This is a genomic window from Faecalibacterium sp. An122, from assembly GCF_002160895.1.
Classification (GTDB): Bacteria; Bacillota; Clostridia; order Oscillospirales; family Ruminococcaceae; genus Faecalibacterium.
This window is the reverse complement of record NZ_NFLL01000008.1, coordinates 1-25600: the sequence shown is the minus strand read 5'-3', so window position 1 is coordinate 25600 and position 25600 is coordinate 1. Positions and strand designations below refer to the sequence as shown.

Genomic DNA, 25600 nt, shown 5'->3' with positions numbered 1-25600 from the left:
AGCAAAAAGCAAAGGAGCGTTCCGATGAAAATTTTAGCAGTTGATTACGGCGACAGCCGCACCGGGCTGGCGGTCTGCGACCCCAGCGAAATCCTGGCCACCCCCATCAAGCCCCAGATCGAAGAAAAGGCCATGGCCAAAGTGGCGGTCAAAATCTGCGAGGCGGCCAAAGAAAACCGCGCCGGGCTGATTGTCATCGGCCTGCCGCGGAATATGGACGGCACCGAGGGAGCCCGAGCCCAGAAAAGCCGCAAGCTGGGGGACATGGTGGCACAGATGAGCGGCCTGCACGTCCGGATGTGGGACGAGCGCCAGACCACCATCACCGCCGCCGGTTTCCTGAGCGAGAGCGGCACCTTCGGCAAAAAGCGGAAGGCCATTCTGGACTCGGTGAGCGCCTCGGTGATTTTGGAAAATTACCTGGCCTGGCGGAAAAACCACCCCGGCGAGGAATAAGATTTACGGATAGGTTTCCAGGGTGACGCTGTTGATGGTGATGGCCTCGGCGGGGACCTGGTTTTCGTCCACGGCAGCAGCGCCGATGGCGTCCACCACCTCCATCCCCTCATACACCTGGCCGAACACCGTGTCGGTGTAGTCCAGATAGGGCGCACCGCCGGCAGCGGTATAGGCGTCGATGATCTCCTGGCGCCAGCCCTGGGCCGTCATCTGGTCCAGCAGTTCCTGCTCCATGCCGGGGGCGGTCTGGACCACATAAAAGACGCTGCCGCCCTCCCCGGCGTCGGTCATGGCGGCGCACAGGGCCCCCGAATAGTGGTGGAGCTTGTCGGTGTATTCCGGCGGGTAGCCATTGCCGTTCCAGATGGTGGTGGAACCGCCGGCAGCGTCCTGCCCGGCCTCCACCACAAAGCCCGACTCCACCCGGGTCACCGTCAGTCCGTTGTAGTACCCGGCCTGGACCAGGCCCACAAAGTTGGCGCAGGCCTGGGGGGCTTCCTCGGGGAAGAGCACCGCCCGGAACACCCCGGCGGACGTATCAAACACCGCCACCGTATCCCCCGACACCGGATGGGTGAACTGAAGCTCGGCGGATTCGATGGTCTCGGGGCGTTTGATCCCGCCCCCGGCCGGGCCGGAGCTGCCCTTCTGGCAGCCCGCCAGGCTCAGCCCCAGCACCAAGACAAGGGCCAGCGCGGCCCGTTTCCATTTACCAGACATACTTTTCTCCTTGCGTCATATCATGTACCATGCAGCCCATGGACAAGGCCGGATCTGCACCGGCTGTTTGATGTTCAGTATACCACAGAATGCCCCCCGGCGCGAGGGCACTTGTGTGAAAACTGCAAAAAACCGTTTTTCATGATTTACCATCTTGACGAGGCGGCCAAAAAACGCTACACTATATGCAGGACGGGGACCGCACAACGGTCCCAGATGTGCATTCATAGACTGGAGTTTGGAACGATGGCTGAGGAAATGAAGACCCCCGGGGCTGAGAACGAATACGAGCCCGACCTGATGACCCTCGAGGACGAGAACGGCAACGAAATTACCTTTGAGGTGATTGATGCGCTGGACCACAAGGGCGTCCATTATCTGGCCGTCGTGGAATATGTTGAGAACGAAGAGGACATCGATGAGGACACCCAGCTGGTGATCCTCAGCGTCGGCGAGGACGCCGACGGCGAGTACCTCGACGTGGTGGACGACGACGAAACCTTGATGGAAGTCGGCGCTCTGTTTGAGAAGCGTCTGAGCGACAGCTTCGACATCGGCTGAGCCCTCCACCGGGCCGGCCCCCAACCCGGCAGTAATCCTGCCCGGCACGACTTGTTGCGGAATATATGATCCTACTAATCATCCATTGGGAGCCTGGAGTCCGGTGGGGGATTGCAGACCGCCCCGTCAGGGTCCACCCTGGAGGCTCGATGCGGGAGCATGAAACCATTGGCAGGGCACCCACCTGTCCGTAAGGGTAGGTTTGATTCATCCGCAGACGACCGGGCGGGATTCTTTTTTAGGCATACAGCCGGAACTGTTGTTCCGGCTTTTTTTGTTATCTGTCCGCGGCTTTGCGGCGGCTGCGGGCGGTGGATGAGGGGAACACGCTCCCCTTTCGCCGGCATTCCTTGCGGTTGGACCCGGCTTGCACAATCTCCCTTTTCCCGTGCACGGCCGGACGGATTTGGGTTTTTCCTGGGTGTATCTGAGAAGGTCATACGCGCCCCGTCACGCGCAGGGTTCCGCGGTGCGGCCCTGCCGGAGGTGACGGCGCCGAGAAGTTTTCCGCGATGCGCCGGAAAGGCTTTTTTGAAAAATGAAAAAGCAGGAAAGGATGTGTGCATCATGCGGACCGATCATCTGGCCGGTACCTCGATCCCCCGTTTCACCTACGACACTCCCTCGTCGCCGGGCAACGATTTTTTTGACCTGTGCGGCGGGGAAAAACCGCTGGTGATGATCTTTCTGCCCGCCTTTGACCACCCCATCACCCGGGCCTACATCACCCGCTACGTCAAGAGTCTGAAGGACCTGAAGGGGATCAAACTGGCCTGCGTGGTCCGCAGCAGCCCCCAGCACGTGGCCCAGACCCTGGAAGGGCGGGACCTGCCCTTCACCCTCATCTGCGACCGGCCCGGCGTGCTGTACAACTTCATGGGGGTGGAGACCGCCGGCCTGCTGAACTGGAGTTTTGAGGCCCAGCGGATTCTCCGCAGCGCCCAGGCCAAAAACCAGCCCTACGACCGCAAGGCGCCCCAGCTTCTCCCCCTGACCCTGGTGGTGGGCCCGGAAGGGGCCATCCTGTTCACCCACTACGGCCGCAACCTCACCGATATGCCGGGAGACTGCGGGGCCATCTACACCCTCTGCGACGAGGTCTGCGAGCTGACCCGCCGGGCCCAGGCCCAGGCGGCGGAGGACAGCGTCCCCGCCAAGCCCAAAGCCGGCCCCCACTCGGACGAAACCCTCACCCTGCCCGATCTGGCCGGGGACCTGTCCGAGGACGAGGACGCCATCGGCAAACTGTTTGACTAGACCAAAAGCGAGCCCCCTGACCCCAGGGAGCCCGCTTTCTTTTTGTCCATTTATTCGCCGGCTTCCTCCCGCCGGAACCAGGCGTAAATCTCGGCCGCCAGCTTGTCCCCCACGCCGGGGGTCTGGGCCAGGGCCTCGGGTTCTGCAGCCCGCACCGCCCCCACGCTGCCGAACTGGTTCATGAGGGCCTTGGCCAGCTTGGGCCCCACTCCCGGGATCTGCACCAGGGTGGAGGAATAGCTCTTCTGCCACATCTGCTGTTTGCGGTAGGCGTTGGCGAAGCGGTGGGTTTCGTCCTGAATGTTGGTGATGAAGGTGAAGGTGCCCCGGTTCATGTTGATGGCGATTTCCTGGCCTTCCCCATCCACAATGGCCCGGGTCCGGTGGTGGTTGTCCTTCACCATGCCATAGAGGGGCACATCCGCCAGCGGAGTCCCCAGCAGGGCCTCCTTGGCGGCGTTCACCTGGCCCCGGCCGCCATCCATCAGCAGCAGGTCGGGCTTTTCGGCAAAGCCGGTGGTCTCCCCCGCCTCGGTGCGGGATACATACTCCCCTGCCCGCCGGGACACCGTCTCGGCCAGAGAGGCGTAGTCGTCGGTGCCCGCCACCGTCCGCATCTTGAACCGGCGATAGTCAGCCTTGCTGGGTTTGCCGTCCCGAAAGACCACCATGCCGCAGACGCTGGTCCCGTCGCCCCAGTTGGAAATATCGTAGCTCTCGATCCGCTTCGGGGCCTCGGGCAGGCCCAGCACCTGGGCCAGCTCGTCCAGCAGTTTCTGTTCCCGGGCGGTGCGGCCCCGTTCCCGGGCCAGGCGCTCCACCGCATTGGTATGGGCCATCTCCACCAGCCGGGCCTTGTCGCCCCGCTGGGGTTCATACAGCTGCACCTCGCTGCCCCGCTTTTCGCTCAGGGCCTGGCGCAGGGCGTCGGCATCCGCCGGCAGGGCGTCCACCGCGATAACCTTGGGGATTTCTTCGTCGTCCAGGTAGTACCGGGGCAGAAACTCCTCCCGGATTTCCTCCAGATCCGACCGGTCGTGAAAGACAAACTCCCGCTTGTCGGTCAGCCGCCCCTGACGGTACCGCAGCACCGCCACACAGGCACTGTCCGGCGTGCCGGCCAGGGCCACCACGTCCATCTCCAGACTTTCATCCACCACCACTTTCTGGCCCTCGGTGACCTTGGTGATGGCGGCGATCTGGTCCCGCAGCAGGGCCGCCGTCTCAAATTCCAGACGCTCAGAGGCCTCCTCCATCCGCCGGGTGAGGGTTTTGATGATATCCTTTTTGCCGTAGCGGATCAGGTGGATGGCTCCCTTGACGGCCTGGTTGTAGTCCTCACAGCGGATTTTGCCGCTGCACACCCCCATGCACTTGCCGATATGGGCGTTGAGGCAGGGCCGCCCCTTCCCGATATCCTGGGGAAACCGCCGGTTGCACCGGGGCAGCAGAAAGGCGTCCATGGCGCTCTCGGCCATCTCCCGGGCCGCAAAGCTGGAGGTGTAGGGTCCGATATACTCCGCCCCGTCGTCGTCCTTCTGAAGGGCAAAGGAGAGGCGGGGCCACTCCTCTTTGGTGATCTTGACATAGGAGTAGCCCTTGCCGTCCTTGAGCAGGATGTTGTATTTGGGGGTGTGGGCCTTGATCTGGCTGGCCTCCAGCACCAGGGCTTCAAACTCGCTCTGACAGACAATGACGTCAAAGCTGAAGGCGTGGGCGATCATCTGGGTGACCTTGTTGTCGTGGGGAACCCCTTCCCGGAAATACTGGCTGACCCGAATCCGCAGCCGCTTGGCCTTGCCGATATAGATGATCTCATCCGCCTTGTCCCGGATGATATACACCCCCGGCAGCAGCGGCAGCATACAGGCTTTCTGGTACAGCTCGGCCTTGGTCATGGTGTCACCTCTCCTGTGTCAAAAACCAAAAACAAAAAGGGCGGAACATCCGTCCGCCCCAACGTATACCCAATGTTCGCTGTGGTTATTCTGCGAAGCCAGACTCCACCAGTTTGATCAGCGCATCGACCGCAGCCTGCTCATCGGCGCCGTCCGCAATGATGCGGATGCTGGTGCCGCCCACGATGCCCAGAGAGAGCACGCCCAGCAGGCTCTTTGCATTCACACGGCGCTCTTCCTTCTCGACCCAGATTGAAGACTTAAACTCATTGGCCTTCTGGATGAAGAAGGTGGCGGGGCGTGCATGCAGACCGACCTGATTCTCAACGGTAACTTCTTTTACATACATAGTAAAACGCTCCTATCTATTGTCGTATTGGAATGGATGCAATGCATTACACCTGCTGTCTTGTATTATTGTATCGCAAGGGACGAACGTTGTACAGCCTTTTTTGCAATTTTGGCGGTTTTCCCAATCCGATCGGGGACATTTTTTGCAAATTGTACTTTTTTCCCAAAATAAATCCGTCTCTATTGGATGTGCATACAAAAGTTTTCAACACATCCAGGCCCTGCGGCCCCCGGGGTCAGGTTTCCTGGGGGGAATCGGGGGCGGTTTCGGCGGGGATTTCCGCCCCTGCGGGGGCCTCGGGGGCCGGAGAAACCGGCTTTTTCTTGCGGTGGCGGGAGGGCTTTTTGGGCAGCGGCGTGCCGTCCCAGCCGCCCGCCGCCAGATAGGCCTCCCACAGATCGGGACGGCGCTCTTTGGTGCGCTGGCGGCTCTGTTCGCCCCGCCAGTCGTCCACCGCCTTGTGGTTGCCGCTCAGGAGGATGGGAGGCACGGCACGGCCTTCCCACACCTCGGGGCGGGTGTACTGGGGATATTCCAGCAGGCCGTTCCAGTAGCTCTCCTCCTCATAGCCCTTCTGCTCGGCCAGCACCCCCGGCTGAAGCCGGAGGACGCTGTCCGCCACCACCAGGCTGGCCAGCTCGCCGCCGGTGAGGATATAGTCCCCGATGGACAGCTCCTCGTCGGCAAAGGCCTCGATGACCCGCTCGTCAATGCCCTCATAGTGGCCGCAGACCAGCAGCAGGCTGTCGTACTGGGCCAGGCGGCGGGCGTGTTCCTCGGTGTACCGGGGGCCGCCGGCCGTCATAAACACAATATGGGGCGCGGGGCGGCCCTGTTCGGCCACCTGGCGCTGAATCTCCCGGATGCAGTCGGCGATGGGCTGGGCATAGAGCACCATGCCGCAGCCGCCCCCGTAGGGGTAGTCGTCGGTCTGCTTCTGGCGGTTGAGGGTGTAGTCCCGAATCTGGTGGCAGTGGGTCTCGATATACCCTCTGCGGGCGGCCCGGCCCAGGATGCTCTCATCCAGCACCCGCTGGCACATCTCCGGGAACAGGGTCGCAATGTCCACACGCATCCCCATGGTCAGTCCTCCCGCTCGCTTGCGGCGCCGTCATCCAGCAGGCCGGGAATGGGCGTCACGGTGATATAGCCCTCGGGCGGGTTCCGCTCTTTCAAAAAGGCGTCCACCCCGGGAAACATATATTCCTTCCCGTTGGGGGCCTTGACGGTATAGATATCCTGGGGGCCGGGGCGGTCCACGCTGGTCACCACGCCGTAGACCTTGCCGGTGTCGGCGTCCCGCACTTCGCAGCCGATGAGGTCGGCCACATACCAGCGGCCGGGGGCCAGATGGACGTCGTTGCGGTCAAAATAGAGGGCCTGGCCCCGCAGGGCGCGGGCGGCGTCCATGTCGTCCACCCCGGCGAACTTCACCAGGGCCATCTGGCCCTGGGGGCGGATGCTCTCAAGTTCCAGGCTGCGGCCCCCTGCCGGGGACAGATACAGCCGGGGGGCCGGGCGGAGGAAGTCCACCCCGTCGCACCACAGCTCCATCTTGACCTCGCCCCTGACGCCATGGGTGGTGACCACCCGGCCGGCTTCCAGATACTGCTGCATAGCTTCTCCTTTTATCACAATGAAAAAGAGCCATCCGGCCAAAGCGGCGGACGGCCCAGAAAGCGGTTCAGTCGATCTCGACAAGGATCTTTTCATCAACCCGCACGGCGGCGGCGCGCATGACCACGCGAATGGCCTTGGCGATGCGGCCCTGCTTGCCGATGACACGGCCCATGTCGCCCTCTGCCACGCTCAGGTGGTAGACGACGGTGCCGTCCTCACGCGGGGGGTCCACCGTTACGGTGACGGCGTCCTTGTCCTCCACGAGGCCGCGGGCTACAGTCAGCAACAGCTCCTGCATGTGACCGCCCTCCGCTTACAGAATCTCGGACTTCTTGAGCAGGTAACGGACGGTGTCGGTGGGCTGGGCGCCGTTGGCGATCCAAGCCTTGGCCTTCTCAGCGTCGATCTTGATGACGGCGGGGTCACGCATGGGATCGTAGGTGCCGATCTCCTCGATGAAACGGCCGTCGCGGGGGAAGCGGCTGTCAGCCACAACCACACGATAGAAGGGAGCCTTCTTAGCGCCCATGCGGCGCAGACGAATCTTAACTGCCATGATACATTTCCTCCTGAAATGGAATTTGTTCGCCCGGTGGGGCGGTTTGTTTCTATGCCAAAACCATCCCGCCGGAGCGGTTGGATTTGTACCTTAAAAAATTTCTCAGCCGCGCAGGCCGCCCAGCATGCCGCCCAGCTTCCGCGCAAAGCCCTTGGGGCTCTTGCGCATCTGCTTCATCAGCTTCTGCATCATCTCGTACTGGCGCAGCAGGCGGTTGACGTCCTCGACGCGGGTACCGCTGCCGGCCGCGATGCGGCGCTTGCGCTTGGGGTTGATGATGGAGGGCTTTTCCCGCTCCTCCTTGGTCATGGAGTAGATGATGGCCTCGATCTGGGCGAAGGCCTTTTCATCCACCTGGCCGGCATCCAGATTGGCGCCGCCGGGCAGCATGCTCAGCATGGCGGATGCGCCGCCCATCTTGCGGATCTGGGCGAACTGGGCCAGCAGGTCGTTCATGTCAAACTTGTTCTCCATCATCCGGCGGGCGGTTTCTTCGGCCAGCTTCTCATCGGCGGCCTCCTGGGCCTTTTCGATGAGGCTGAGCACGTCGCCCATGCCCAGGATGCGGCTGGCCATCCGGGACGGATGGAAGGGCTCCAGGTCGTCCAGCTTTTCGCCGGTGCCCTGGAACTTGATGGGCTTGCCGGTGACGGCCAGCACCGACAGGGCTGCGCCGCCGCGGGTATCGCCGTCGGTCTTGGTCAGGATGATGCCGTCCACTCCCACCTTCTCATTGAAGGTCTGGGCCACGTTCACCGCGTCCTGGCCGGCCATGGCGTCCACCACCAGCAGGGTCTCGTCCACAGGCACAGCCTGCTTGATCTGGACCAGCTCCTCCATCAGGACCTCGTCGATCTGCAGACGGCCGGCAGTATCCAGGATCACAATGTCGTTGCCGTAGTCCCGGGCGTGAGCCAGGGCCTTGCGGGCAATCTCGGGGGGCTTGGCGCCGTCCAGGGTGAACACCTGGGCGCCGGCCTGCTCGCCCACCACCTTCAACTGGTCGATGGCAGCGGGACGGTAGATATCGCAGGCCACCAGCAGCGGACGCCGGCCCTGCTTGAGATAATATTTCGCCAGCTTGGCGGCGTGGGTGGTTTTGCCGTTGCCCTGCAGGCCGCAGAGCATCAGGACGGTCTGGCCCTTGTTCTTGATGACCAGGCGGGGGGCTTCCTCGCCGCCCATCAGGTTGGTCAGCTCTTCGTTGACGATCTTGACCACCTGCTGGGCCGGGGTCAGGCTTTCCATGACCTCCTGGCCCATGGCCCGCTCTGCCACCTTGTTGCAGAAGTCCTTGGCCACCTTATAGTTGACGTCGGCCTCCAGCAGAGCCATGCGGACCTCCCGCATGGCGGCCTTGATGTCGGCCTCGGTCAGTTTGCCGTGGCCCTTCAGCTTTTTGAACACGCCGGCCAGGCGGTCGGTCAGGGATTCAAATGCCATGTTGGGCAGTCCTTTCTATCAGAAATTCCGCGCGCCGCCCGGTCAGCTCTCGTTGACCTCGTCGATGGAGCGCAGCATGGAGAGGATTTTATTCAAAACTTTCAGGTACTCGCTGCTGGTCAGCCGGGCGTGGGGCCCCGTGCACTCGAACCGTGCATCGATAACCAGCTGTTCCAGCTCTTCCAGCGTCTGCTGCACCCTGCGGTACCGGGCCGCGAACCCCACCTTGCTTTCCAGCTCCAGCAGGGTGTTTTCACCGTGTTTGATGGCGTCCCGGGCACCCTGGCGGGTGATCCCGAAGTTCTCCCCGATTTCGCTCAGGGACAAGTCATCGTGATAGTACTGGTACAGCATTTCGCGCTGTTTCTCGGTAAGGACCTCACCGTAGAAGTCCAGCAGGTAGCCCATCTCCAGATTTTTCGCCACCGCTCTCCCTCCAGCGCTTTTGTAAAGGCATTTTGCTTTACGGACGCATCTGATTATACCAGACTTGGCCCGCCCTGTCAACAAAATGCGGTCAACTTTTTTGTGAAATAAGGAGAATTTTTCCGCAGGGCCGCCGGAATGCCATGTATACTTGACGTTCCGGCGGCTTTGCGATACGATAACAGAAAAGCGCGAAAGGAGGCGCACCCATGACCCTCTACCCCAACATCTACCGCACCCTTGCCCCCGGGCCCATGGTGGAGCTGCGGGGCTATGCCTCGGCCTGCGGCCTGCCGGGCAGGCTGTACGCCTGCCTGGACTACGGCGGCCCCACCGGCACCGCCCGGGACGGCCTGGCGGAAGGGATGCTGGCGCTGGCGGCCCAGCGGCAGGTGCTGGCCCCCGGCCAGACCCTGATCGAAGCGGGCAGCGGCGCCTTTGCGGCGGCCCTGACCCTGGCGGGCCGCACCAGCGGGCACCCGGTCTGTCTGGCCATGCCCGACAACACCCCCGCCGCCCGCCAGGAACTTCTGTCGGGGCTGGGGGCGCAGCTGCTCTTTTCCCCCGCCCGGGAAGGCCCCGCCGGAGCCCGGGCCCTGGCGGCCAGCTGGGCCCAAAAGCGGGACTGGTACTACACCGACTGGCTGGCCTGCGACGACAACCCCGAATACCACCGCCGGGTCACCGGCCCCGCCATTGTGGAGGCCATCGCCCGGGAGGGCAGCAGCCTGGTGGATGCGGTGTTCATCGGGGTAGGCAGCGGCGGCACCATCACCGGCGTGGGAGAATGCGTCAAGGCCTGGACCAACGACGTCCAGATGGTGGCGGTGGAGCCCTACGAATGCCAGGCCCTGGGGGGCGGGCTGCTGGGACCCCACGGCATCCCCGACATCGGCTACGGCCTCATCCCCGAGAACTACAACCCCTATGTGGTGGACAAGATCGCTGCCATCTCCAGCGCCGACGCCGCCCGGGCAGCCCGCACCGTCCTTTTGACCGACGCGGTACCGGCATCGGTCAGCGGGGGCGCAGCCCTGGCCGCGGCAGCCCGGTTTCTGGCCGAGGGCCGCAGCCGGTCTGCCCTCTGCCTCATCCCGGGCCGGGCCAGCCTCCTGTAACCTTTTCCTATTCCAATCAGAAAGAAGCGTTGTTTTTTCATGACACAAAACATGACCAGCGGGCCCATCACCCTGCAGCTGGTACGATTCACCGTCCCCCTGGTGCTGGGCAACCTGTTTCAGCTCACCTACAACGCCGCCGACAGCGTGATTGTGGGCCGGCTGGTGGGCGAGGATGCCCTGGCCGCCGTGGGCACCTCCAATCCCCTCATGACCCTGGCCATCCTGTTCATCAACGGGATGTGTCTGGGCGCCGGCATTCTGATCAGCACCGCCTTCGGCGCCGGGGATTACGGCCGGCTGGAAAAACAGGTCTCCACCACCGCCATTGCGGGCGGCGTCTTTTCCCTGGCCTTTTCCCTGCTGTGCATCCTGCTGGCCACCCCTCTGCTGCAGCTGATGCAGGTTCCCGCCGAGGTGCTGCCCATCGCCTCCAGCTATCTGCGGGTGGTGTTCGCCGGACTGATCTTCACCTTTTTCTATAACTTCCTGGCCGCCACCCTGCGGGCTCTGGGAGACAGCCAGAGCGCCCTCTATTTCCTGATGCTGAGCGCCGTCCTGAACATCTTCGGGGATCTGTTCTGCATTGCGGTCATGGGCTGGGGGGTGGAGGGCGCCGCCCTCTCCACCGTGGCCAGCGAGGCGCTGTGCTGTCTGTGCTGCGCCGTCTACATCCAGATCCGGGTGCCGGTGCTCCGGCTGAGGAAAAAGTGGCTGGTGTTTGAGCCCTCTCTCCTGCGCCAGACCGTCTCCTATGGCTGGACCACCGCCATGCAGCAGGGCACCGTCCAGCTGGGCAAGCTGGCGGTGCAGGCGGTGGTGAACACCATGGGCGTCAGCGCCATGGCGGCCTTTACGGCGGCCAGCCGGGTGGACGACTTCGCCTACACCCCCCAGCAGAACATCGGCCACGCCATGACCACCCTGATGGCCCAGAACCGGGGCGCCGGCAACAGCGACCGGGTGCGGAAAGGCTTTCTGGCCGGGATGCGGATCGAGGCGGTGTACGGCCTGCTGATTATGGCGCTCTGCTTTTTCGGGGCCGACCCCATCATCCGGCTCTTTGCGGATGACCCCGAGGTGGTGGACCTGGGCGTTCGGTTCCTGCGGCTGGTGTCCCTGTTCTACCTGTTCCCCTCCGTCACCAATGGCATCCAGGGCGGATTCCGGGGCATCGGCAAGCTGCAGATCACCCTCAACAGCAGCCTGCTGAACATGGGCGGCCGGGTGGCCGCCGCGGCCCTGCTGGTGCTGGTGTTCCATATGGACATCGAGGCCCTGCCCTGGAGCTACGGAGTGGGCTGGGTATGCATGCTGATCTACGAGCTGCCCCTGCTGTTCCGCCTGATGAAAAACAAAGAATTTTGACCCCACTGCATCAAAAAGCGGCCCCTGCCCAAACGGACAGGGACCGCTTTTTTGATTCTTTACAGAAACGCTTACTGCTTCTGCTGAGCGTGGCTGGCCAGCAGAGCCTCGATCTTGCGGATGGGATCTGCAATGGCGGAAACCGAGATGTCGTGGTTCAGAGCCAGGACGAAGTAAGCCGCATACTTCGACACATCCACATCCAGGTACCAGTCGCGCTGGAGCAGCTCGGGCTTGCGGTAGGTCAGGTTGGTGCCCACCATGAAGTCCAGGACGCCCTCCTCCACGGCGGCGTCAAACTTGCCCAGGCCGGAGGTGAACAGGGGGAAGGTGGCGTCTGCAATGATGCGGGCAGCGCCGCGCTTCTTCAGCTCGCGGGCCACTTCCAGCATGCTGTCGCCCGAGGCCACGATGTCGTCGGCCACAAAGACGGTCTTGCCTTCCACCGACTCACCCAGGTACTCGTGGGCCACGATGGGGTTGCGGCCATTGACCACGGTGGTGTAGTCGCGGCGCTTGTAGAACATGCCCAGGTTGCAGCCCAGAACGCTGGAGAAGTACATGTTCCGGCTCATGGCGCCCTCGTCGGGGCTGACCACCATGAAGTCGTTCTTGTCAAAGGACAGGTCCGGCATCTTCCGCAGCAGGCTCTTGAGAACCTGGTAGGTGGGCATGGCGTTGTCAAAGCTCAGCAGGGGGACGGCGTTCTGGACGCGGGGGTCGTGTGCATCAAAGGTGATGATGTTCTTGACGCCCATGTTCTGCAGCTCCTGCAGAGCCACAGCGCAGTCGAGGCTCTCACGAACCTCGCGGCGGTGCTGACGGCCGCCGTACAGGCTGGGCATAATGACCGACACACGGTGTGCCTTGCCTGCCACAGCCTGGATCAGACGCTTCAGGTTGGAGAAGTGATCGTCCGGGGACATATGGTTCTCGTACCCGAACAGTTTATAAGTGACGCTGTAGTTGCCGGGGTCCACCACGATGAAGATATCATCGCCCCGCACCGAATCCTTGACCATGCCCTTGGCGTCGCCGCTCTGGAAACGGGGGCACTCGCAGGGAATGATAAAGCTCTTGGGCTCTGTCTCTTCGCTCTCCGCAGCCCACCGCATCAGGTGGCGGTCAATCAGGTTGGTCAGCTCTTCCGCACCGGGGCAGCACAGCAGACGCAGGTCTGCAACGCTGCCGCCCTGAGCAAAGATATCTTTGGCTTCGATCACATTGGACATTGTTTACGGCTCCTTTAATTCCTCTTTACCAGTGTTATGCCTATTTCATACGAAAAAGGATCATGCCGTCTTCATTTTATCACATTTTAGCCGTCCCGCCAGCAGGATTTACAAAATTCTGCGCCTTGCACAGCAGTTATCCTAAAATCAGCCCTGCTCTATCATTTATTGACAAAATCCTGCGTCCGATTTTAAGTTAGCTTGTTCTTACAAGCCAGCCAGAGCCTCTTTCAGAGCGGCGGCGCGGTCGGTGTCCTCCCAGCGGACGCCCAGGTCTTCACGGCCCATGTGGCCGTAAGCGGCCAGCTTGCGGTAGATGGGCTTGCGCAGATCCAGATCCCGGATGATGGCGGCGGGGGTCAGGTCAAAGACCTTTTCCACCGCAGCTTCGATCTTGTCGTCCGAAACGATGCCGGTGCCGAAGGTATCCACCATGATGGAAACCGGCTTGGCCACGCCGATGGCGTAGGCCAGCTGCACCTCGCAGCGGCGTGCCAGACCGGCGGCCACCACGTTCTTGGCCACCCAGCGGGCGGCGTAGGCAGCGCTGCGGTCCACCTTACTGGGGTCCTTGCCCGAGAAGGCGCCGCCGCCGTGGCGGGCATAGCCGCCGTAGGTGTCCACAATGATCTTGCGGCCGGTCAGGCCGCTGTCACCCTGGGGACCACCGATGACAAAGCGGCCGGTGGGGTTGATGAAATACTTGGTCTGCTCGTCCAGCAGCTCGGCGGGGATGACGGCACGGATCACCTTCTCCATCACGTCGGCCCGCAGGGCGTCCATGGACACGTCTTCCCGGTGCTGGGTGGAGATGACCACCGTATCCACGCGGACGGGGCGGTCGCCCTCGTATTCCACCGTCACCTGGCTCTTGCCGTCGGGACGCAGATAGTCCATCTCGCCGCTCTTGCGCACTTCGGTCAGGCGGCGGGCCAGCTTGTGGGCCAGGCTGATGGGCAGAGGCATCAGCTCGGGGGTCTCGTCGCAGGCGTAGCCGAACATCATGCCCTGGTCGCCGGCGCCGCCCACCTCGTCGTTGGTGCCCAGCGCAATGTCGGGGCTCTGGCCGTCGATGTTGGAGATGACGGCGCAGGTGTCGGCGTCAAAGCCGTACTTGGCGCGGGTGTAGCCGATGTCGGCCACCACTTCGCGGACCAGCTTCTGGAAATCCACATAGCAGCTGGTGGTGATCTCGCCCATGATGTGGACCAGGCCGGTGGACACGCAGGTCTCGCAGGCCACGCGGGCGTCGGGGTCCTGGGTCAGGATCTCATCCAGAATGGCGTCCGAAATCTGGTCGCAGATTTTGTCGGGATGCCCTTCGGTGACCGACTCGGATGTGAAAAGATGTCTTGCCATAAAATCTTGCCTCCTGTACAATCAAACATTCCTGTATCTTCAAACGTTTCAAACAAAAAGACACCCGGAACCCGAAGGCTCCGAGTGTCTCACTCTTATCTTCCGGTTTCCCGCAGGATTTGGCACCTTACGCACACGCGCAGGTTGTCGGGCTTCACAGGGCCTGTCCCCTCAGCCGCTCTTGATAAGCACGGTATTCATTTTGTTGCAGGGGATATTGTAGCATTCCTTCGTCAGATTGTCAAGAAGGTAGTCAGACTTTTTATACAGTCTGCCAATATTGCTCAGTACCCCTTGGCCTCCTCGCCCTTGATGAGCTTGATGGCGCGGCTGGTGCCCAGCCGGTCGGCGCCCAGGGCCAGGAATTTCTCCATGTCCTCCACGGTGGAGATGCCACCGGCGGCCTTGACCTTGCAGCGGCCGGCCACCCCTTCCACCATCAGGGCCACATCCTCAAAGGTGGCGCCGGCGGTGGAGAAGCCGGTGCTGGTCTTGATATAGTCGGCGCCGGCCTCGCAGACGATGTCGCACATCTTCCGCTTTTCGTCGTCGGTCAGCAGGCAGGTCTCAATGATGACCTTCAGCACCTTGTCCCCCACGGCCTCCTTGACGGCACGGATGTCCTCCCGGACAGCGTCGTACTCGCCGTTCTTCAGGCGACCGATGTTGATGACCATATCCACTTCCGAAGCGCCGTTGGCGATGGCGGTGCGGGCCTCAAAGGCCTTGGATGCGGTGTCCATGGCGCCCAGAGGGAAGCCCACCACACAGCAGACCTTGCAGCGGCCGGCCATGTAGTCGGCAGCCTGCTTCACATAGCAGGTGTTGATGCAGACCGATGCGCAGCCATACTCGATGGCCTCGTCACACAGAGCCTGAATCTGGGGCCAGGTGGCCTCGGGCTTGAGGAGCGTGTGGTCCACGTGGGACAGAATTTCCTTGCGATCCATTGCAGATCCTCCATTTATGATGTAAAAAACCGGCAAGGCCAGGCGGGGCCGCAGGGCCGGGCGCCCGGCTTGCCGGAACGTTCCGGGAGAAGCCGCGCCTTGGTGCGGTCCTCCTGATCCCCTGCCCGACGGCAGGGTGTGGGGCAGCCTGGATGCGCCGGGGCGCTCAGTGCTGCTTTTTGGCTTTCTTCACCAGGCCGATGCCCACGCCGCTCAGGGCGATGGCGGTCACCGAAGCCACGGCGCCGATGATTCCCAGCACCAGGCCGGAAACCAGAAAACCAAAGCCTTTCAATCCGTGCACCATATTCGTTTACCTCCGTTGGATGGTTCCCGGGGGCAGCCCCGGGGATTCTATGTTGCCGCTGCCGGTCCCGCGGGCTCAGGCCCGCTTTTTAAAGATCAGCAGCTTGCTGAACAGATAGTTCAGCACGATGACCAGCACATTGGAAAATGCCTTGACCCCCAACCCCCAGAGGGCGAGGGCTCCGGCAGGGTCCAGCCAGCGGCCCAGCACAGCCAGCACCAGCCCCTGGCCCGGGGCGGCCAGCCAGTTGCCGCCCACAATCATGATGACAGCGTCCAGCACCATGGTGCCCAGACGGCAGGCCACAAACCGGCCGAACTCCACCGCGGCGTCCCGGCCACGGGTCCGGCTGGCAAAGACAAACCGCCGGTTGGTCCCGTAGGCAAAGAGGATGCAGAGAATATTGTCCAGCACGTTGCCCCAGCTGTTGGCCGCGGCATAGCCGAACAGGGCCTGAAACAGCCCGTACAGCACCATATTCAGCAGGGTGGTCAGCACGCCGAACACCAGATACCGCAGCGCCTCGCCGTGGGCGCGGGCCGCGGCCAGAATCTTTTTCACAGCAGCCATACCGTCCCAACCTGTCCTGTGCCCGGCCGGGCCGGACACAGCTTTTCACAAAAGCCCCAGTTACCAAAAACACCCCGCCGCCTTGAACCGGCAACGGGGTAGTTTTTTCACAGTGTCAGAAAAGGCAGATTACTGCTCGTCTTCCTTCAGCAGAGCCTTCATGGACAGGCTGATGCGCTTCTTGTCGAAGTCGACATCCAGCAGCTTGACGTCCACCATGTCGCCGACCTTCAGAACGTCGGAGACCTTCTCCACGCGATCATTGCTGATCTCGCTGATGTGGACCAGGCCGTCCACGCCGGGCAGGATGCGGACAAAGGCGCCGAACTTGGTCAGAGACACAACCGGAGCGTGGAAGGTGCTGCCCACGGGGTAGTTGTTGCGCAGCTGCTCCCAGGGGTTGTCCTCGCTCTTCTTGTAGCCCAGAGAAACCTTGTGGTTCTCCTGGTCGATATCCTTCACATACACCTCGATGGAGTCGCCCACGCTGACGACCTCGGAGGGATGCTTGATGCGGTTCCAGCTCAGCTCGCTGATGTGGCACAGGCCGTCAACACCGCCGATATCGACGAAGGCGCCGTAAGAGGTCAGGCTCTTGACCACGCCGGTGTAGGTCTTGCCGATCTCGACGCTGGCCCAGAACTCCTCACGGCGGGCCTTGTTCTCCTCAGCGGTGACCTTGTTGATGCTACCCACGATCTTGCGGCCGGAGCACTCGGTAACGACCAGGCGGACGTGCTTGCCCACCAGAGCGGTGTAGTCCTCGTCACGGCGCATGGTGGCCTGAGAGCGGGGCACAAAGACCTTCACGCCCTTGACGTTGACCACAACGCCGCCCTTGTTGTACTCGGTGACGTCGCCCTCGACGACCTCGCCGGACTCAGCAGCCTTGGCGATCTCTTCCATGCCCTTGCGCGAGGCAAGCTTCTTGCGGGAGAGCTGGATGACGCCATCCTGATCCATAACCTTCTCGACGATGAGGTCCAGCTCATCGCCAACCTTGACCAGGTCCTCGACCTTTGCGGAGGAGTCGTCGGTCAGCTCGCTCAGACGGACAAAACCGGTCTGCTTTGCGCCGATGTCGACCTGGATCTCGTTGGCGGAAATGCTGGTCACGACTCCTTTCACAATACTGCCTGCATGAACACGTTTTTCCTCGGATGCGTTCAGCATCTCCTCGAAGCTCATGCTGTCATTGATTTCTGTCATACTGTTAAGTACCTCCTCAATAATAGACGATGGCGTTGAAGCCCCTGCTGTCACGCCCGCCGTCCTCACATCTGCAAACCACTCGGGCTGAAGCTCGCTTGCTGTTTCAACCGTAACGGCCCGCGTATGTTTTGCGGCGACTGCGACTAGCTTCTGGGTATTAGAAGAATGATGACCGCCAATCACGACCACAAGGTCGCACTGACGGCTGAGGTCTTCCGCTTCCTGTTGCCTCGCCCACGTCGCATTACATATTGTATCAAAAATTTCGGCGTTTGTATAGGCTTTTTTCAGAAACTCCGAACATTCTTCCCATTTTGTTGCTTGAAATGTGGTCTGAGCAACCACAAACATCCGTTTTTCGGGATTTTCAGGGCCTTTCCAGCCCTTCAATTCGGCCAAATCTGCAAAGACGAAAGACTCCCCACGGGTATGCCCGACGATTCCCTGGACCTCCGGGTGGGTCCGGTCGCCGGCCACAGCCAGGCAGACCCCCTCCTGTTCGGCCCGCCGGGCGATGGCGTGGATCTTGGCGACAAAGGGGCAGGTGGCGTCCTGCCAGGACACGCCCAGGGCTGTCAGTTCATCGTAGACGCTCTGGGGCACCCCGTGGCTGCGGATGACCACCTGGTATCCCGGGGGCACATCCCCGGGGGCCTGGACCACCTTGGCGCCCCGGCGCTCCAGGTCCGCCACCACCTGAGGATTGTGGATCAGGGGGCCCAGGGTGGCCACCTTTTCTCCTGCATCCAGCAGGCGGCAGGTCAGCTGGACAGCCCGGTCCACTCCAAAGCAGAAGCCGGCCGTCTTAGCCAAACGTATTTCCATAGCGCGGTTCCTCCGGACATAATGTCAGTATGCGCACTGCGGGTGAATTTATGCAGAGGCAGCGCCATCAAATCCATACCGCTGGCCCAGGTCAATCCAGGCGTCGGTCAGGGCCTGCTTGTTGGCCCGCAGGGTCTTGATGTCGCGGCGGCTCTCCATGGCGAACTGGGCGGCCGGCATGGGCTCCCCAAAGACCACCCGCACCCGGCAGAACAGACGCATGTGTCCGTCGGGGGTGCCGTACAGCACCCGGCAGGGGATCACGTCGGTGCCGGCTCCCGCCGCCACCACAAACATTCCGCTCTTGGGCTGGATCAGCTTGCCCTCTTTTTCGCGGGTTCCCTCGGGGAACAGCAGCAGGCCGCGGCCCTTTTTGCACTCTTCGATGGTGTTCTGGAGGGTTTCCATCTCGTCCTTGGTGCCGCGGACCATCACACATCCGCACTGTTTGAGGAACCAGGTGACCACCGGGTTGATCTCAAACAGTTCCTTTTTGCCAAAGACCACCATCCGCTTGCCCCAGAACCGGGCAATGGCGACGAACACCGGGTCGATGGCCGAGATATGGGTGGGCGCCAGGATGAAGCCGGCCGACTGGATTTTTTTCAGGTTTTCCCGTCCGATCACCTGGATGCGGAACAGGAGATGAAAAATCACCCATGCCCCCGACAGAAGGATAGGATACAGCATCACATTTCCCCCACACGCTCTTTGATGATTTGTTTCATGGCGTCCAGGCTCTGGGCCAGGTCCATGTCCGAGGTGTCCAGCAGGACGGCGTCCTCGGCCTGGCGCAGGGGCGCCGCGGCGCGGCTGCCGTCCTGTTCGTCCCGGCGCTTGACGTCGGCCAGCACTTCCTCAAAGCTCTCGCTGCGGCCGGCCTGCTGGTATTCCAGCCAGCGGCGGCGTGCCCGGGCCTCAGGGCTGGCGGTCAGGAAGATCTTGACGGTGGCGTTGGGCAGGATCACCGTGCCGATGTCCCGGCCGTCCATCAGGATGTTCCCGGTCTTGGCCATATTGCGCTGGAGATCCAGCAGGAAGGCCCGCACCGTGGGATTCGCACCCACAGCCGAGGCGGCCATCCCCACCTGTTCGGTGCGGATCAGGCCGCTGACGTCCTCGTCATTCAAATAAATATGCTGTTCGCCGTCCAGCACAGCCAGACGCAGCTGAATTTCGGGCAGCAGCCGGTTGACCGCTGCCTGGTCGGCAGGGTCCTGCCCGGCCCGCAGGGCGTACAGCCCCACCGACCGGTACATGGCGCCGGTGTCCACATAAATATATCCCAGGTCCCGGGCCAGCTGCCGGGCCAGGGTGGATTTGCCCGCCCCGGCAGGACCGTCGATCGCAACCGATATCATACTTCTATATTCTCCTTCCGGCAGGCGGAACATTCCCGCCGCCTGAAACTTTTTTCGTTTTTACCCCAGGACCACAGCCGTGCCGCTGGCTGTGACCATCAGCATCCCATTGTCGGTGCCCAGGACCTCATAGTCGATGTCCACCCCCACAATGGCGTTGGCGCCCATGGCGGACGCCCGCTCCTGCATTTCGGCCAGAGCGTTCTGGCGGGCCTGGATCAGCTCGTCTTCATAGCTGCCCGACCGGCCGCCCAAAAAGTTGGTGAAGGATGCAGCGATATCCCGGATGAAGTTGACGCCCGAGATCACCTCGCCGCAGACAATTCCCTTGTATTCCACAATCCGCATTCCCTCCACGGACGGTGTCGTCGTAATAATCATAGGTTGTTACCTCCTTTATGTCAAAGCGCCTCAGTCCAGGTTGGCCGCGAAGGCCTGCCCGGTGCAGAAGGCGATTTGCAGGTTGTACCCGCCGGTGTAGGCGTCCACGTCCAGCACTTCCCCCGCGAAATAGAGGTTCGCGGCTTTTTTGCTCTCCATGGTGCGGGGGTCCACCTCCCGCACCGATACGCCTCCCGACGTGATGACCGCGTGGGCCAAATCGCCCCGCTGGTCCACCGAAACGGTCCAGTGCTTGCACAGACGCACCAGTTCCCGCTTCTGTTCCCGGGTGATCTGGTTGGCCCGGGTGGCGGGGTCGATGCCCCACCGCTCCACCATCACCGGCTGCATGCTGGCCGGCAGCAGCTTGACCAGGGCCCCCTGGGCCGCATGGTTGGCCAGCAGGGCAAAGTCCCGGGTGATGCGGTCATACAGCTGCTCCTCACTGAGAGCAGGCTTCAAGTCAATTTCCACATGATAGCGGTGTTTTTTCATATCCCCCAGATGGCTGGATGCGCTGAGGGTCAAGGGCCCGCTGATGCCGAAATGGGTGAACAGCATCTCGCCCTGTTCGCTGAAAATGGCCTTGTTGTCCTCAAAAAGGGTGAGCTTCACGTTTTTGAGGGCCAGCCCCATCATCTTTTTGCAGTCGGGGTCCCGGGAGACCAGGCTCACCAGGCTGGGCACCGGTTCCACAATGGTGTGGCCCGCCTGACGGGCCAGACGGTAGCCGTCGCCGGTGGACCCGGTGACCGGGTAGCTCATGCCGCCGGTGGCCACCAGGACGCAGTCCGCCCGGTAGCTCCTGCCCGAGGTTCCCTTGACGCCCAGACAGCGGCAGGCGGGGCCCTTCTTGGGCTTTTTGCCGTCGGCGGAGGGAGCGGGCGGGTCCAGCGGTTCCAGCAGCAGGGCCTCGGCCCCGTCGTGGAGGATCTTTGCCCCCGCGGCATAGTCCAGCAGGGCCTGCCGCACCTCAGCGGCCTTGTCCGACACCGGGAACACCCGGCGTCCCCGTTCCACCTTGAGGGCGACCCCCAGGCTCTCAAACAATTCCATGGTTTTGGCGGGCGGGAAGGCATAGAGGGAGGAATACAAAAACCGCCCGTTGGTGCGCACATGGCGCAGAAATTCCTCCTCGTCGCAGTCGTTGGTGAGGTTGCACCGGCCCTTGCCGGTGACCAGAATTTTCTGTCCCGGCTTGTCGGTGTGCTCCAGCACCGTCACGCTGTGCCCCCGCCGTGCAGCGGCGCCGGCGGCCATCAGGCCCGCCGCGCCCGCCCCCACGATCAGAACTTCTGCCATGGATGAACGCCCCTTTTTCGTCAGATTCCGTACTTTTTAATAATACCAGAATCGGGCCGCAAAAGCAATCGCGAAAAAAAAGGAGCGGCAGGACGCCGCAGCGCCTGCCGTTCCATGATGCTGTCAGCTGCCGATCAGCTTGACAGGGTCCAGATATTTGTCTCCATCCAGCACTTCCAGATGGATATGGGATTCCAGGGCGCTCTCGCCGGTGATGGTGCCGGCCTGGCCCAGCTTCTGGCCGGAGGTGACGGCGTCGCCCTGCTGGACGGCGGCGTCCTCCAGGGCCGAGATCCGCCACAGACGGCCCTCGGCGTCACGGATGGAGGCCACCACGCCCCAGTTGCCCTCTGCGGTCAGGCTCTCGACGGTGCCGGCCACCGGGGCCAGCACGTCCTCCCCTGCCTTGCAGGCGTAGTCGGTGCCGTTGTGGGTGCGCCAGTCGCCCAGGGTCTCGTTATAGACCAGCTCGTCCCCGCTCCAGACGGCGAGCACCTGACCAGAGACAGGCCGCGTATAGCCCGAGCCGGCTGATGCGCTGGCAATGGGCGATTCGGTTTGCAGCTCGGAAGGTTCGGACACCGAACCAGATCCAGACGACGCACCAGAGGATGCGCCAGACGAGCTGGATTCGGGCACGTCGGCCACCGACTGGGCCGCGCTGGTGGATTCCTGTTCCCATAGCTGTTCCTCCGTGTCCTGTTGGATTTCGGGGTCGATGCCGGGGAAGGTCTCCTCCCCGGTGATGCTCTGGCTGGGGTTTTTGCCCAGATCCTCGGCCATCTGATCCCGGACCGTCCGCACGGCCCACACGCCGACGGCTGCAGCCGCCGCCACGCAGGCCAGCAGAGCCAGCACAAAGCCCTTGCCCCGCAGAAAATTCCTGATATGCTCCATCGTTTGATTCTCCTTCGGTTGAAACCTGTGTACGGGTGTTGCCCTTAGTTTGAGACACTTCCCGCCCGAATATTCACCCAAAGGCCAACTTTCCGGGGATAAAATGCGGCCAGCCCCAAGTCAGGAAAACGGGCGGAAATGGCAGGCGGCGTTGGTGGACATTTTCCACACCCTCTTTTATAATGGTGCAAAAAAGGAGGCGAGCGCCATGCGTTTAGGAAACAATCTCTTCAAAGCCCGGAAAAAGAGCGGCCTGTCCCAGGAGGACGTGGCCGCCAAACTGGGGGTCAGCCGCCAGACCATCTCCAAGTGGGAGCTGGACGAGACGCTGCCCGACATCCGCCAGGCCAAAAAGCTGGCGGTGCTGTATCACATGACCCTGGACGAGCTGATCGAGCTGGACCCCGACGTGCAGGAAATCCAGCAGGCCATCGACAGCATCAGCGAGGAGAAGCAGCAGAAAGTGAACTGGACCGCCGTCTGGGGCAAAAAGTACCCGGTTCTGAACACCTACCAGGAGACGGTGGACATGGCGGACTACGCCGCCCGGCTGCATCAGCTGCTGGACAGCCTCCAGAAGCGGTACGGCTACAACCAGCTGGATGCCATGCTGGTGCTGAAAGACATTCTGGGCCACACCTGGAACAAGAAATAAACCAAAACCCCTGCCGTCCGTCCCGGAAAGCAGGGGTTTTTCCTTATATCAGCCTCTCCACAGATAGAGGACGAACCAGACCACCGCGCTGAGAATCCAGCAGGCAGCGGCGAACAGATAGATTTTGCTCCCGCTCATCCGGTAGCGGCTGATGCCGCTGGAGGCCAGAAACACCGAGAACAGAACGATCAGGTTGTAACCCGTGCGGCCCTTCAAAAATACTTCCAGCAGCAGCATCACCACATAGGCCGCCGACATTCCCACAAAGCCCACCAGAGCGGACCTGGACGCAATCTCCCGGTCCCGCTCGTCGCCGTTGCGGTTTTCCTGACGGCTCTTGGCCAAAATTTCTTCTTTGTCCATTGGATCTCCTCCCCTCAGGTACGACAAGTTTTGTTTGCATATTCAGGATAGCACAGACAAGTTTACTTGTCAATAGATTCTGCAAAGTTTTCTTTGCGTCGGATGGACAGCGGCCTCCGCCTGTGCTACACTGACAGAAACGAGAGGAGGAGCCTATGGTTTTTCTCACCACCCAGCGCCTGATTCTCCGCAATGTTACGCCGGAGGATGCAGACACCATGTACGATTACCGCAACAACGAACTTTGCGCCCGCTACCAGCGGGGCCAGGTCCGGGACCGGGAGGGCATTGCCGCCCTGGTGGAGCGCCGGAGCAGCGATGTGCTCGGCCTGGAACAGTCCGCCCTGCTGGCGGTAGCCCTGCGGGACACCGGCGAAATGATCGGTGAAATTGTGGTGATGCCCCAGGATGGGGCCATCTCTCTGGGCTATACCTTTTCCTACCGGCACCACCGGCGGGGCTATGCCTATGAGGCCCTGTCCGCCCTGCTGGAACTTCTGCACAGCCGCTTCCCCGAACAGGAGTTCATCTGCTTCACCGAGGCGGAAAATCTGCCCAGCCGGGCCCTTTTGCACAAGCTGGGGTATCAGGATTTGGGCTACGCACCCAAAATCCAGTCCCAGATCTTTGGCAAGTGGCTCACCCCGCAGTCCGAAGCCGAACTGCGTCAGGCCACCGATCCCGCCCGCTGAACCCCCTGCATCCCCTGTGCGGAAAAGGCACAGGGGCTTTTTTCGGCCCAAAATGTAAAAACATATTGACATTTTCTCCCGGTCTGCTATACTGAAAATGTAAAGAGTATTTGACATTTCAGAGGAGGTATCTGCCATGAAGAAAATGGATGAAATGGACCGCAGTATCCAGCTTCGGGCCGAGGAGCTGGCCTATAAGGTGGTGTTGGGCGCTCTGGCCGGGTCCACCTGCGCCAACTGGGCCAACGCTGTTTTGTACAAAATGCCGCCCGACCTGGTGCCGGGGCTGATCCTCTGCCTGGCGGTGTGCGTCCAGGGAATTTCGCAGATTTTGTTCAAACAGGAAATGGTCCGCGGGGATGAGGAATCCCCGGAGCCCAACCGGGCCGCCCAGGTTCTGGGGGCAGCTGCCGCGCTGGGAGCTTTTGTGCTGGCGGCGGGCGTCCTGCTGCTGCGGGTGTAAACAGCCATGCGGAACAACGTCAAACAGCTGCGCAAGCAGGCAGGCCTCCGGCAGGAAGATCTGGCCCAGATGCTGGGGGTCAGCCGGCAGACCATCATCGCCATCGAGAACAACAAATACGACCCCACCCTGGCTCTGGCCATGAAACTGGCCCGGCTGCTGGGACTCCATGTGGACGAAGTCTTTTTCCTGGACGAATAAGCAAACATCCCCCGCACCTTTGGGCGCGAGGGATGTTCTTTTATCTACGCGCGGATTTATTCCGCAGCCGGTTTCAGGTCAAAGACGGCGATTTCGGGCACGACTCCCAGCCGGATCGGATAGCGGGAAGTTCCAATCCCGGAGTGGACATACAGGGTGGTCTGATCGTTGAGAGGATACAGGCCGTCCAGATACTTTCTGGCCATGGAGGTTGTAATGTGAGGAAGAAACGGCAGACTGACCTGTCCGCCATGACTGTGGCCCGCCAAAATCAGGTCAAACCCCAGGTCCGCATACAGGTCGGCGGTGTCGGGCTCATGGGTCATCAGAATGGAATAGCCCGGCTGCTGGGCGGGAACATCCTCCAGCACCCCGTCGATGTTGGGTTCTCCCAGCAAGGCATCATCCAGCCCCGCCAAAAAGACCGTGTCGCCGCTCTCCAGCGTCACCGTCACGCCCTCGTTGCACAGAATCTGAAATCCGCTCTGTTCCATGATGGATTCATAGGTGCGCACCGCGCCCCCGCCCCGGTCCCGATTGCCCCAGATGGCGAATTTTCCATAGGGCGCTTGAATCCGGGACAAAATCCGGATTAAATCCTCATCCTGATGATAGGTGTTGTAGACCTCGTACAGGTCCCCGGTGAAGAGAAACAAATCGGGATTCTGCTGATTGACCCGGTCCACCAGCTGTTCCAGGTTCCGGGTGGTGTAGTGTTCGCTGATCTGGATATCCGACACCTGGACCACCCGCAGTTCCTGGGTCAGGCCGCTGGAAAAGGTCCGATGATCGATTTTCAGTCGGTAGGGCTCCACCTTCAGGGCATAAAACAGCACCGCCGCTCCCAGCAAAGCCAAAAGCAAAACCAACAGCATCGCTCTTTTCAGAAATTTGACCATCGTTCCCTCCTCCGTCCTTCTTTCCCGATATGAGAAAACCCCCGAGGATTTATCCTCAGGGGTTTTGTAGAGAAGCCGGCATCTACCTATTTTCACAGGCCGTGTCCAGCCAACTATCTTCGGCACAAGTGAGCTTAACTTCTGTGTTCG

31 protein-coding genes, 1 other RNA gene and 1 riboswitch are annotated in these 25600 nt (G+C 61.7%); of the genes, 10 read left to right on the top strand and 22 right to left on the bottom strand.

All coding sequences use genetic code 11. From position 1 onward, the window contains the following. The first annotated feature begins 24 nt into the window (after positions 1 to 24). Positions 25 to 456 carry a Holliday junction resolvase RuvX gene (gene ruvX / locus B5E67_RS07180; RefSeq protein WP_087384345.1) on the top strand — a complete coding sequence of 144 codons (432 nt, stop codon included), beginning with the start codon at positions 25 to 27 and terminating at the stop codon, positions 454 to 456. Between the two features lie 3 nt (positions 457 to 459). Here the strand turns inward: ruvX and B5E67_RS07175 are convergent, their stop codons facing one another. Continuing rightward, positions 460 to 1179 carry a peptidylprolyl isomerase gene (locus tag B5E67_RS07175; RefSeq protein WP_087246189.1) on the bottom strand — a complete coding sequence of 240 codons (720 nt, stop codon included), beginning with the start codon at positions 1177 to 1179 and terminating at the stop codon, positions 460 to 462. Between the two features lie 246 nt (positions 1180 to 1425). On the opposite strand from B5E67_RS07175, the gene B5E67_RS07170 reads away from it, so the two are divergent. The 3 genes from B5E67_RS07170 (at position 1426) to B5E67_RS07160 (ending at position 2997) form a co-directional block, all read left to right on the top strand. Beyond that, positions 1426 to 1740: a DUF1292 domain-containing protein gene (locus B5E67_RS07170; protein WP_087384343.1), complete on the top strand. Its 315-nt coding sequence runs from the start codon at positions 1426 to 1428 to the stop codon at positions 1738 to 1740. A gap of 31 nt (positions 1741 to 1771) precedes the next feature. Beyond that, positions 1772 to 1976, top strand: a non-coding RNA gene (gene ssrS, locus B5E67_RS07165) — 6S RNA. Positions 1977 to 2307: 331 nt separating this feature from the next. Further along, complete coding sequence (locus tag B5E67_RS07160; protein WP_087384458.1) at positions 2308 to 2997, top strand: redoxin domain-containing protein; 690 nt, start codon at positions 2308 to 2310, stop codon at positions 2995 to 2997. A gap of 50 nt (positions 2998 to 3047) precedes the next feature. Here B5E67_RS07160 and uvrC read toward each other — a convergent pair whose 3' ends face one another. The 8 genes from uvrC to B5E67_RS07120 all read right to left on the bottom strand — a co-directional run bounded on the left by uvrC (position 3048) and on the right by B5E67_RS07120 (position 9295). Then, a complete protein-coding gene (uvrC, locus tag B5E67_RS07155; protein ID WP_087384341.1) occupies positions 3048 to 4895 on the bottom strand; it encodes an excinuclease ABC subunit UvrC in 1848 nt (615 codons plus the stop codon). 85 nt (positions 4896 to 4980) lie between these two features. Beyond that, complete coding sequence (locus tag B5E67_RS07150; RefSeq protein WP_087246186.1) at positions 4981 to 5244, bottom strand: HPr family phosphocarrier protein; 264 nt, start codon at positions 5242 to 5244, stop codon at positions 4981 to 4983. Positions 5245 to 5482: 238 nt separating this feature from the next. Continuing rightward, positions 5483 to 6328 (bottom strand): tRNA (guanosine(37)-N1)-methyltransferase TrmD, encoded by an 846-nt coding sequence (trmD, locus tag B5E67_RS07145; protein WP_242956858.1) that lies wholly within the window; start codon positions 6326 to 6328, stop codon positions 5483 to 5485. Between the two features lie 2 nt (positions 6329 to 6330). Further along, positions 6331 to 6864, bottom strand: a complete 534-nt coding sequence (gene rimM / locus B5E67_RS07140) for a ribosome maturation factor RimM (protein WP_087246185.1) — start codon at positions 6862 to 6864, stop codon at positions 6331 to 6333. Between the two features lie 67 nt (positions 6865 to 6931). Further along, on the bottom strand, positions 6932 to 7165 hold the full coding sequence (locus B5E67_RS07135; RefSeq protein ID WP_087246184.1) for a KH domain-containing protein: 234 nt from the start codon (positions 7163 to 7165) through the stop codon (positions 6932 to 6934). 15 nt (positions 7166 to 7180) lie between these two features. Then, the gene (gene rpsP / locus B5E67_RS07130) at positions 7181 to 7423 is read right to left on the bottom strand and encodes a 30S ribosomal protein S16 (protein WP_087246182.1); all 243 of its coding nucleotides are present in this window, start codon (positions 7421 to 7423) and stop codon (positions 7181 to 7183) included. Positions 7424 to 7528: 105 nt separating this feature from the next. After that, entirely contained in the window at positions 7529 to 8869 is a 1341-nt protein-coding gene (gene ffh, locus B5E67_RS07125; protein WP_087246180.1) for a signal recognition particle protein, read from the bottom strand. A gap of 42 nt (positions 8870 to 8911) precedes the next feature. Continuing rightward, positions 8912 to 9295, bottom strand: a complete 384-nt coding sequence (locus tag B5E67_RS07120; protein ID WP_242956856.1) for a sigma factor-like helix-turn-helix DNA-binding protein — start codon at positions 9293 to 9295, stop codon at positions 8912 to 8914. Between the two features lie 209 nt (positions 9296 to 9504). On the opposite strand from B5E67_RS07120, the gene B5E67_RS07115 reads away from it, so the two are divergent. Together B5E67_RS07115 and B5E67_RS07110 are read left to right on the top strand one after the other, a co-directional pair. Further along, positions 9505 to 10413 carry a pyridoxal-phosphate dependent enzyme gene (locus B5E67_RS07115; protein WP_087384338.1) on the top strand — a complete coding sequence of 303 codons (909 nt, stop codon included), beginning with the start codon at positions 9505 to 9507 and terminating at the stop codon, positions 10411 to 10413. Between the two features lie 39 nt (positions 10414 to 10452). Continuing rightward, positions 10453 to 11781: an MATE family efflux transporter gene (locus B5E67_RS07110; RefSeq protein WP_087384335.1), complete on the top strand. Its 1329-nt coding sequence runs from the start codon at positions 10453 to 10455 to the stop codon at positions 11779 to 11781. Between the two features lie 71 nt (positions 11782 to 11852). Here B5E67_RS07110 and B5E67_RS07105 read toward each other — a convergent pair whose 3' ends face one another. From B5E67_RS07105 to B5E67_RS07060, 11 genes are all read right to left on the bottom strand, one after another. Next, complete coding sequence (locus tag B5E67_RS07105; RefSeq protein WP_087384332.1) at positions 11853 to 13013, bottom strand: ribose-phosphate pyrophosphokinase; 1161 nt, start codon at positions 13011 to 13013, stop codon at positions 11853 to 11855. 207 nt (positions 13014 to 13220) lie between these two features. Continuing rightward, on the bottom strand, positions 13221 to 14372 hold the full coding sequence (gene metK / locus B5E67_RS07100) for a methionine adenosyltransferase (protein ID WP_087246172.1): 1152 nt from the start codon (positions 14370 to 14372) through the stop codon (positions 13221 to 13223). Between the two features lie 92 nt (positions 14373 to 14464). Beyond that, a riboswitch (SAM riboswitch) is annotated at positions 14465 to 14563 on the bottom strand. 93 nt (positions 14564 to 14656) lie between these two features. Beyond that, on the bottom strand, positions 14657 to 15322 hold the full coding sequence (gene deoC / locus B5E67_RS07095; protein WP_087246170.1) for a deoxyribose-phosphate aldolase: 666 nt from the start codon (positions 15320 to 15322) through the stop codon (positions 14657 to 14659). A 166-nt stretch (positions 15323 to 15488) separates the two neighbouring features. Then, positions 15489 to 15629, bottom strand: a complete 141-nt coding sequence (locus B5E67_RS15720; RefSeq protein WP_164488778.1) for a hypothetical protein — start codon at positions 15627 to 15629, stop codon at positions 15489 to 15491. 75 nt (positions 15630 to 15704) lie between these two features. Next, positions 15705 to 16199 carry a GtrA family protein gene (locus B5E67_RS07090; RefSeq protein ID WP_242956855.1) on the bottom strand — a complete coding sequence of 165 codons (495 nt, stop codon included), beginning with the start codon at positions 16197 to 16199 and terminating at the stop codon, positions 15705 to 15707. A gap of 129 nt (positions 16200 to 16328) precedes the next feature. Next, positions 16329 to 18236, bottom strand: coding sequence for a bifunctional 4-hydroxy-3-methylbut-2-enyl diphosphate reductase/30S ribosomal protein S1 (locus B5E67_RS07085; RefSeq protein ID WP_087365556.1), 1908 nt, complete (start codon positions 18234 to 18236; stop codon positions 16329 to 16331). Positions 18237 to 18284: 48 nt separating this feature from the next. Continuing rightward, positions 18285 to 18926 carry a lysophospholipid acyltransferase family protein gene (locus B5E67_RS07080; protein ID WP_242956853.1) on the bottom strand — a complete coding sequence of 214 codons (642 nt, stop codon included), beginning with the start codon at positions 18924 to 18926 and terminating at the stop codon, positions 18285 to 18287. Next, a complete protein-coding gene (gene cmk, locus B5E67_RS07075) occupies positions 18926 to 19597 on the bottom strand; it encodes a (d)CMP kinase (RefSeq protein WP_087246164.1) in 672 nt (223 codons plus the stop codon). The genes B5E67_RS07080 and cmk overlap by 1 nt, the downstream gene beginning before the upstream one ends. 60 nt (positions 19598 to 19657) lie before the next feature. After that, positions 19658 to 19978 (bottom strand): putative heavy metal-binding protein, encoded by a 321-nt coding sequence (locus tag B5E67_RS07070; protein WP_087246162.1) that lies wholly within the window; start codon positions 19976 to 19978, stop codon positions 19658 to 19660. Positions 19979 to 20008: 30 nt separating this feature from the next. After that, the gene (locus B5E67_RS07065; protein ID WP_087384329.1) at positions 20009 to 21280 is read right to left on the bottom strand and encodes an NAD(P)/FAD-dependent oxidoreductase; all 1272 of its coding nucleotides are present in this window, start codon (positions 21278 to 21280) and stop codon (positions 20009 to 20011) included. 123 nt (positions 21281 to 21403) lie between these two features. After that, complete coding sequence (locus B5E67_RS07060) at positions 21404 to 22177, bottom strand: M23 family metallopeptidase (RefSeq protein WP_087384326.1); 774 nt, start codon at positions 22175 to 22177, stop codon at positions 21404 to 21406. Between the two features lie 208 nt (positions 22178 to 22385). On the opposite strand from B5E67_RS07060, the gene B5E67_RS07055 reads away from it, so the two are divergent. After that, a complete protein-coding gene (locus B5E67_RS07055; RefSeq protein ID WP_087384323.1) occupies positions 22386 to 22832 on the top strand; it encodes a helix-turn-helix transcriptional regulator in 447 nt (148 codons plus the stop codon). A 48-nt stretch (positions 22833 to 22880) separates the two neighbouring features. On the opposite strand, the gene B5E67_RS07050 is transcribed toward B5E67_RS07055, so the two are convergent. Further along, positions 22881 to 23195, bottom strand: a complete 315-nt coding sequence (locus B5E67_RS07050; protein WP_087384320.1) for a DUF6442 family protein — start codon at positions 23193 to 23195, stop codon at positions 22881 to 22883. 155 nt (positions 23196 to 23350) lie between these two features. Between B5E67_RS07050 and B5E67_RS07045 the strand changes: the two genes are divergently transcribed. The 3 genes from B5E67_RS07045 (at position 23351) to B5E67_RS07035 (ending at position 24551) form a co-directional block, all read left to right on the top strand. Further along, a complete protein-coding gene (locus B5E67_RS07045) occupies positions 23351 to 23887 on the top strand; it encodes a GNAT family N-acetyltransferase (protein ID WP_087384317.1) in 537 nt (178 codons plus the stop codon). Between the two features lie 136 nt (positions 23888 to 24023). Further along, positions 24024 to 24350: a hypothetical protein gene (locus B5E67_RS07040; RefSeq protein ID WP_087365568.1), complete on the top strand. Its 327-nt coding sequence runs from the start codon at positions 24024 to 24026 to the stop codon at positions 24348 to 24350. A 6-nt stretch (positions 24351 to 24356) separates the two neighbouring features. Beyond that, positions 24357 to 24551, top strand: a complete 195-nt coding sequence (locus tag B5E67_RS07035; RefSeq protein WP_087246149.1) for a helix-turn-helix transcriptional regulator — start codon at positions 24357 to 24359, stop codon at positions 24549 to 24551. Between the two features lie 56 nt (positions 24552 to 24607). On the opposite strand, the gene B5E67_RS07030 is transcribed toward B5E67_RS07035, so the two are convergent. Further along, the gene (locus tag B5E67_RS07030; RefSeq protein ID WP_087384314.1) at positions 24608 to 25450 is read right to left on the bottom strand and encodes a metallophosphoesterase; all 843 of its coding nucleotides are present in this window, start codon (positions 25448 to 25450) and stop codon (positions 24608 to 24610) included. Positions 25451 to 25600 lie beyond the last annotated feature (150 nt).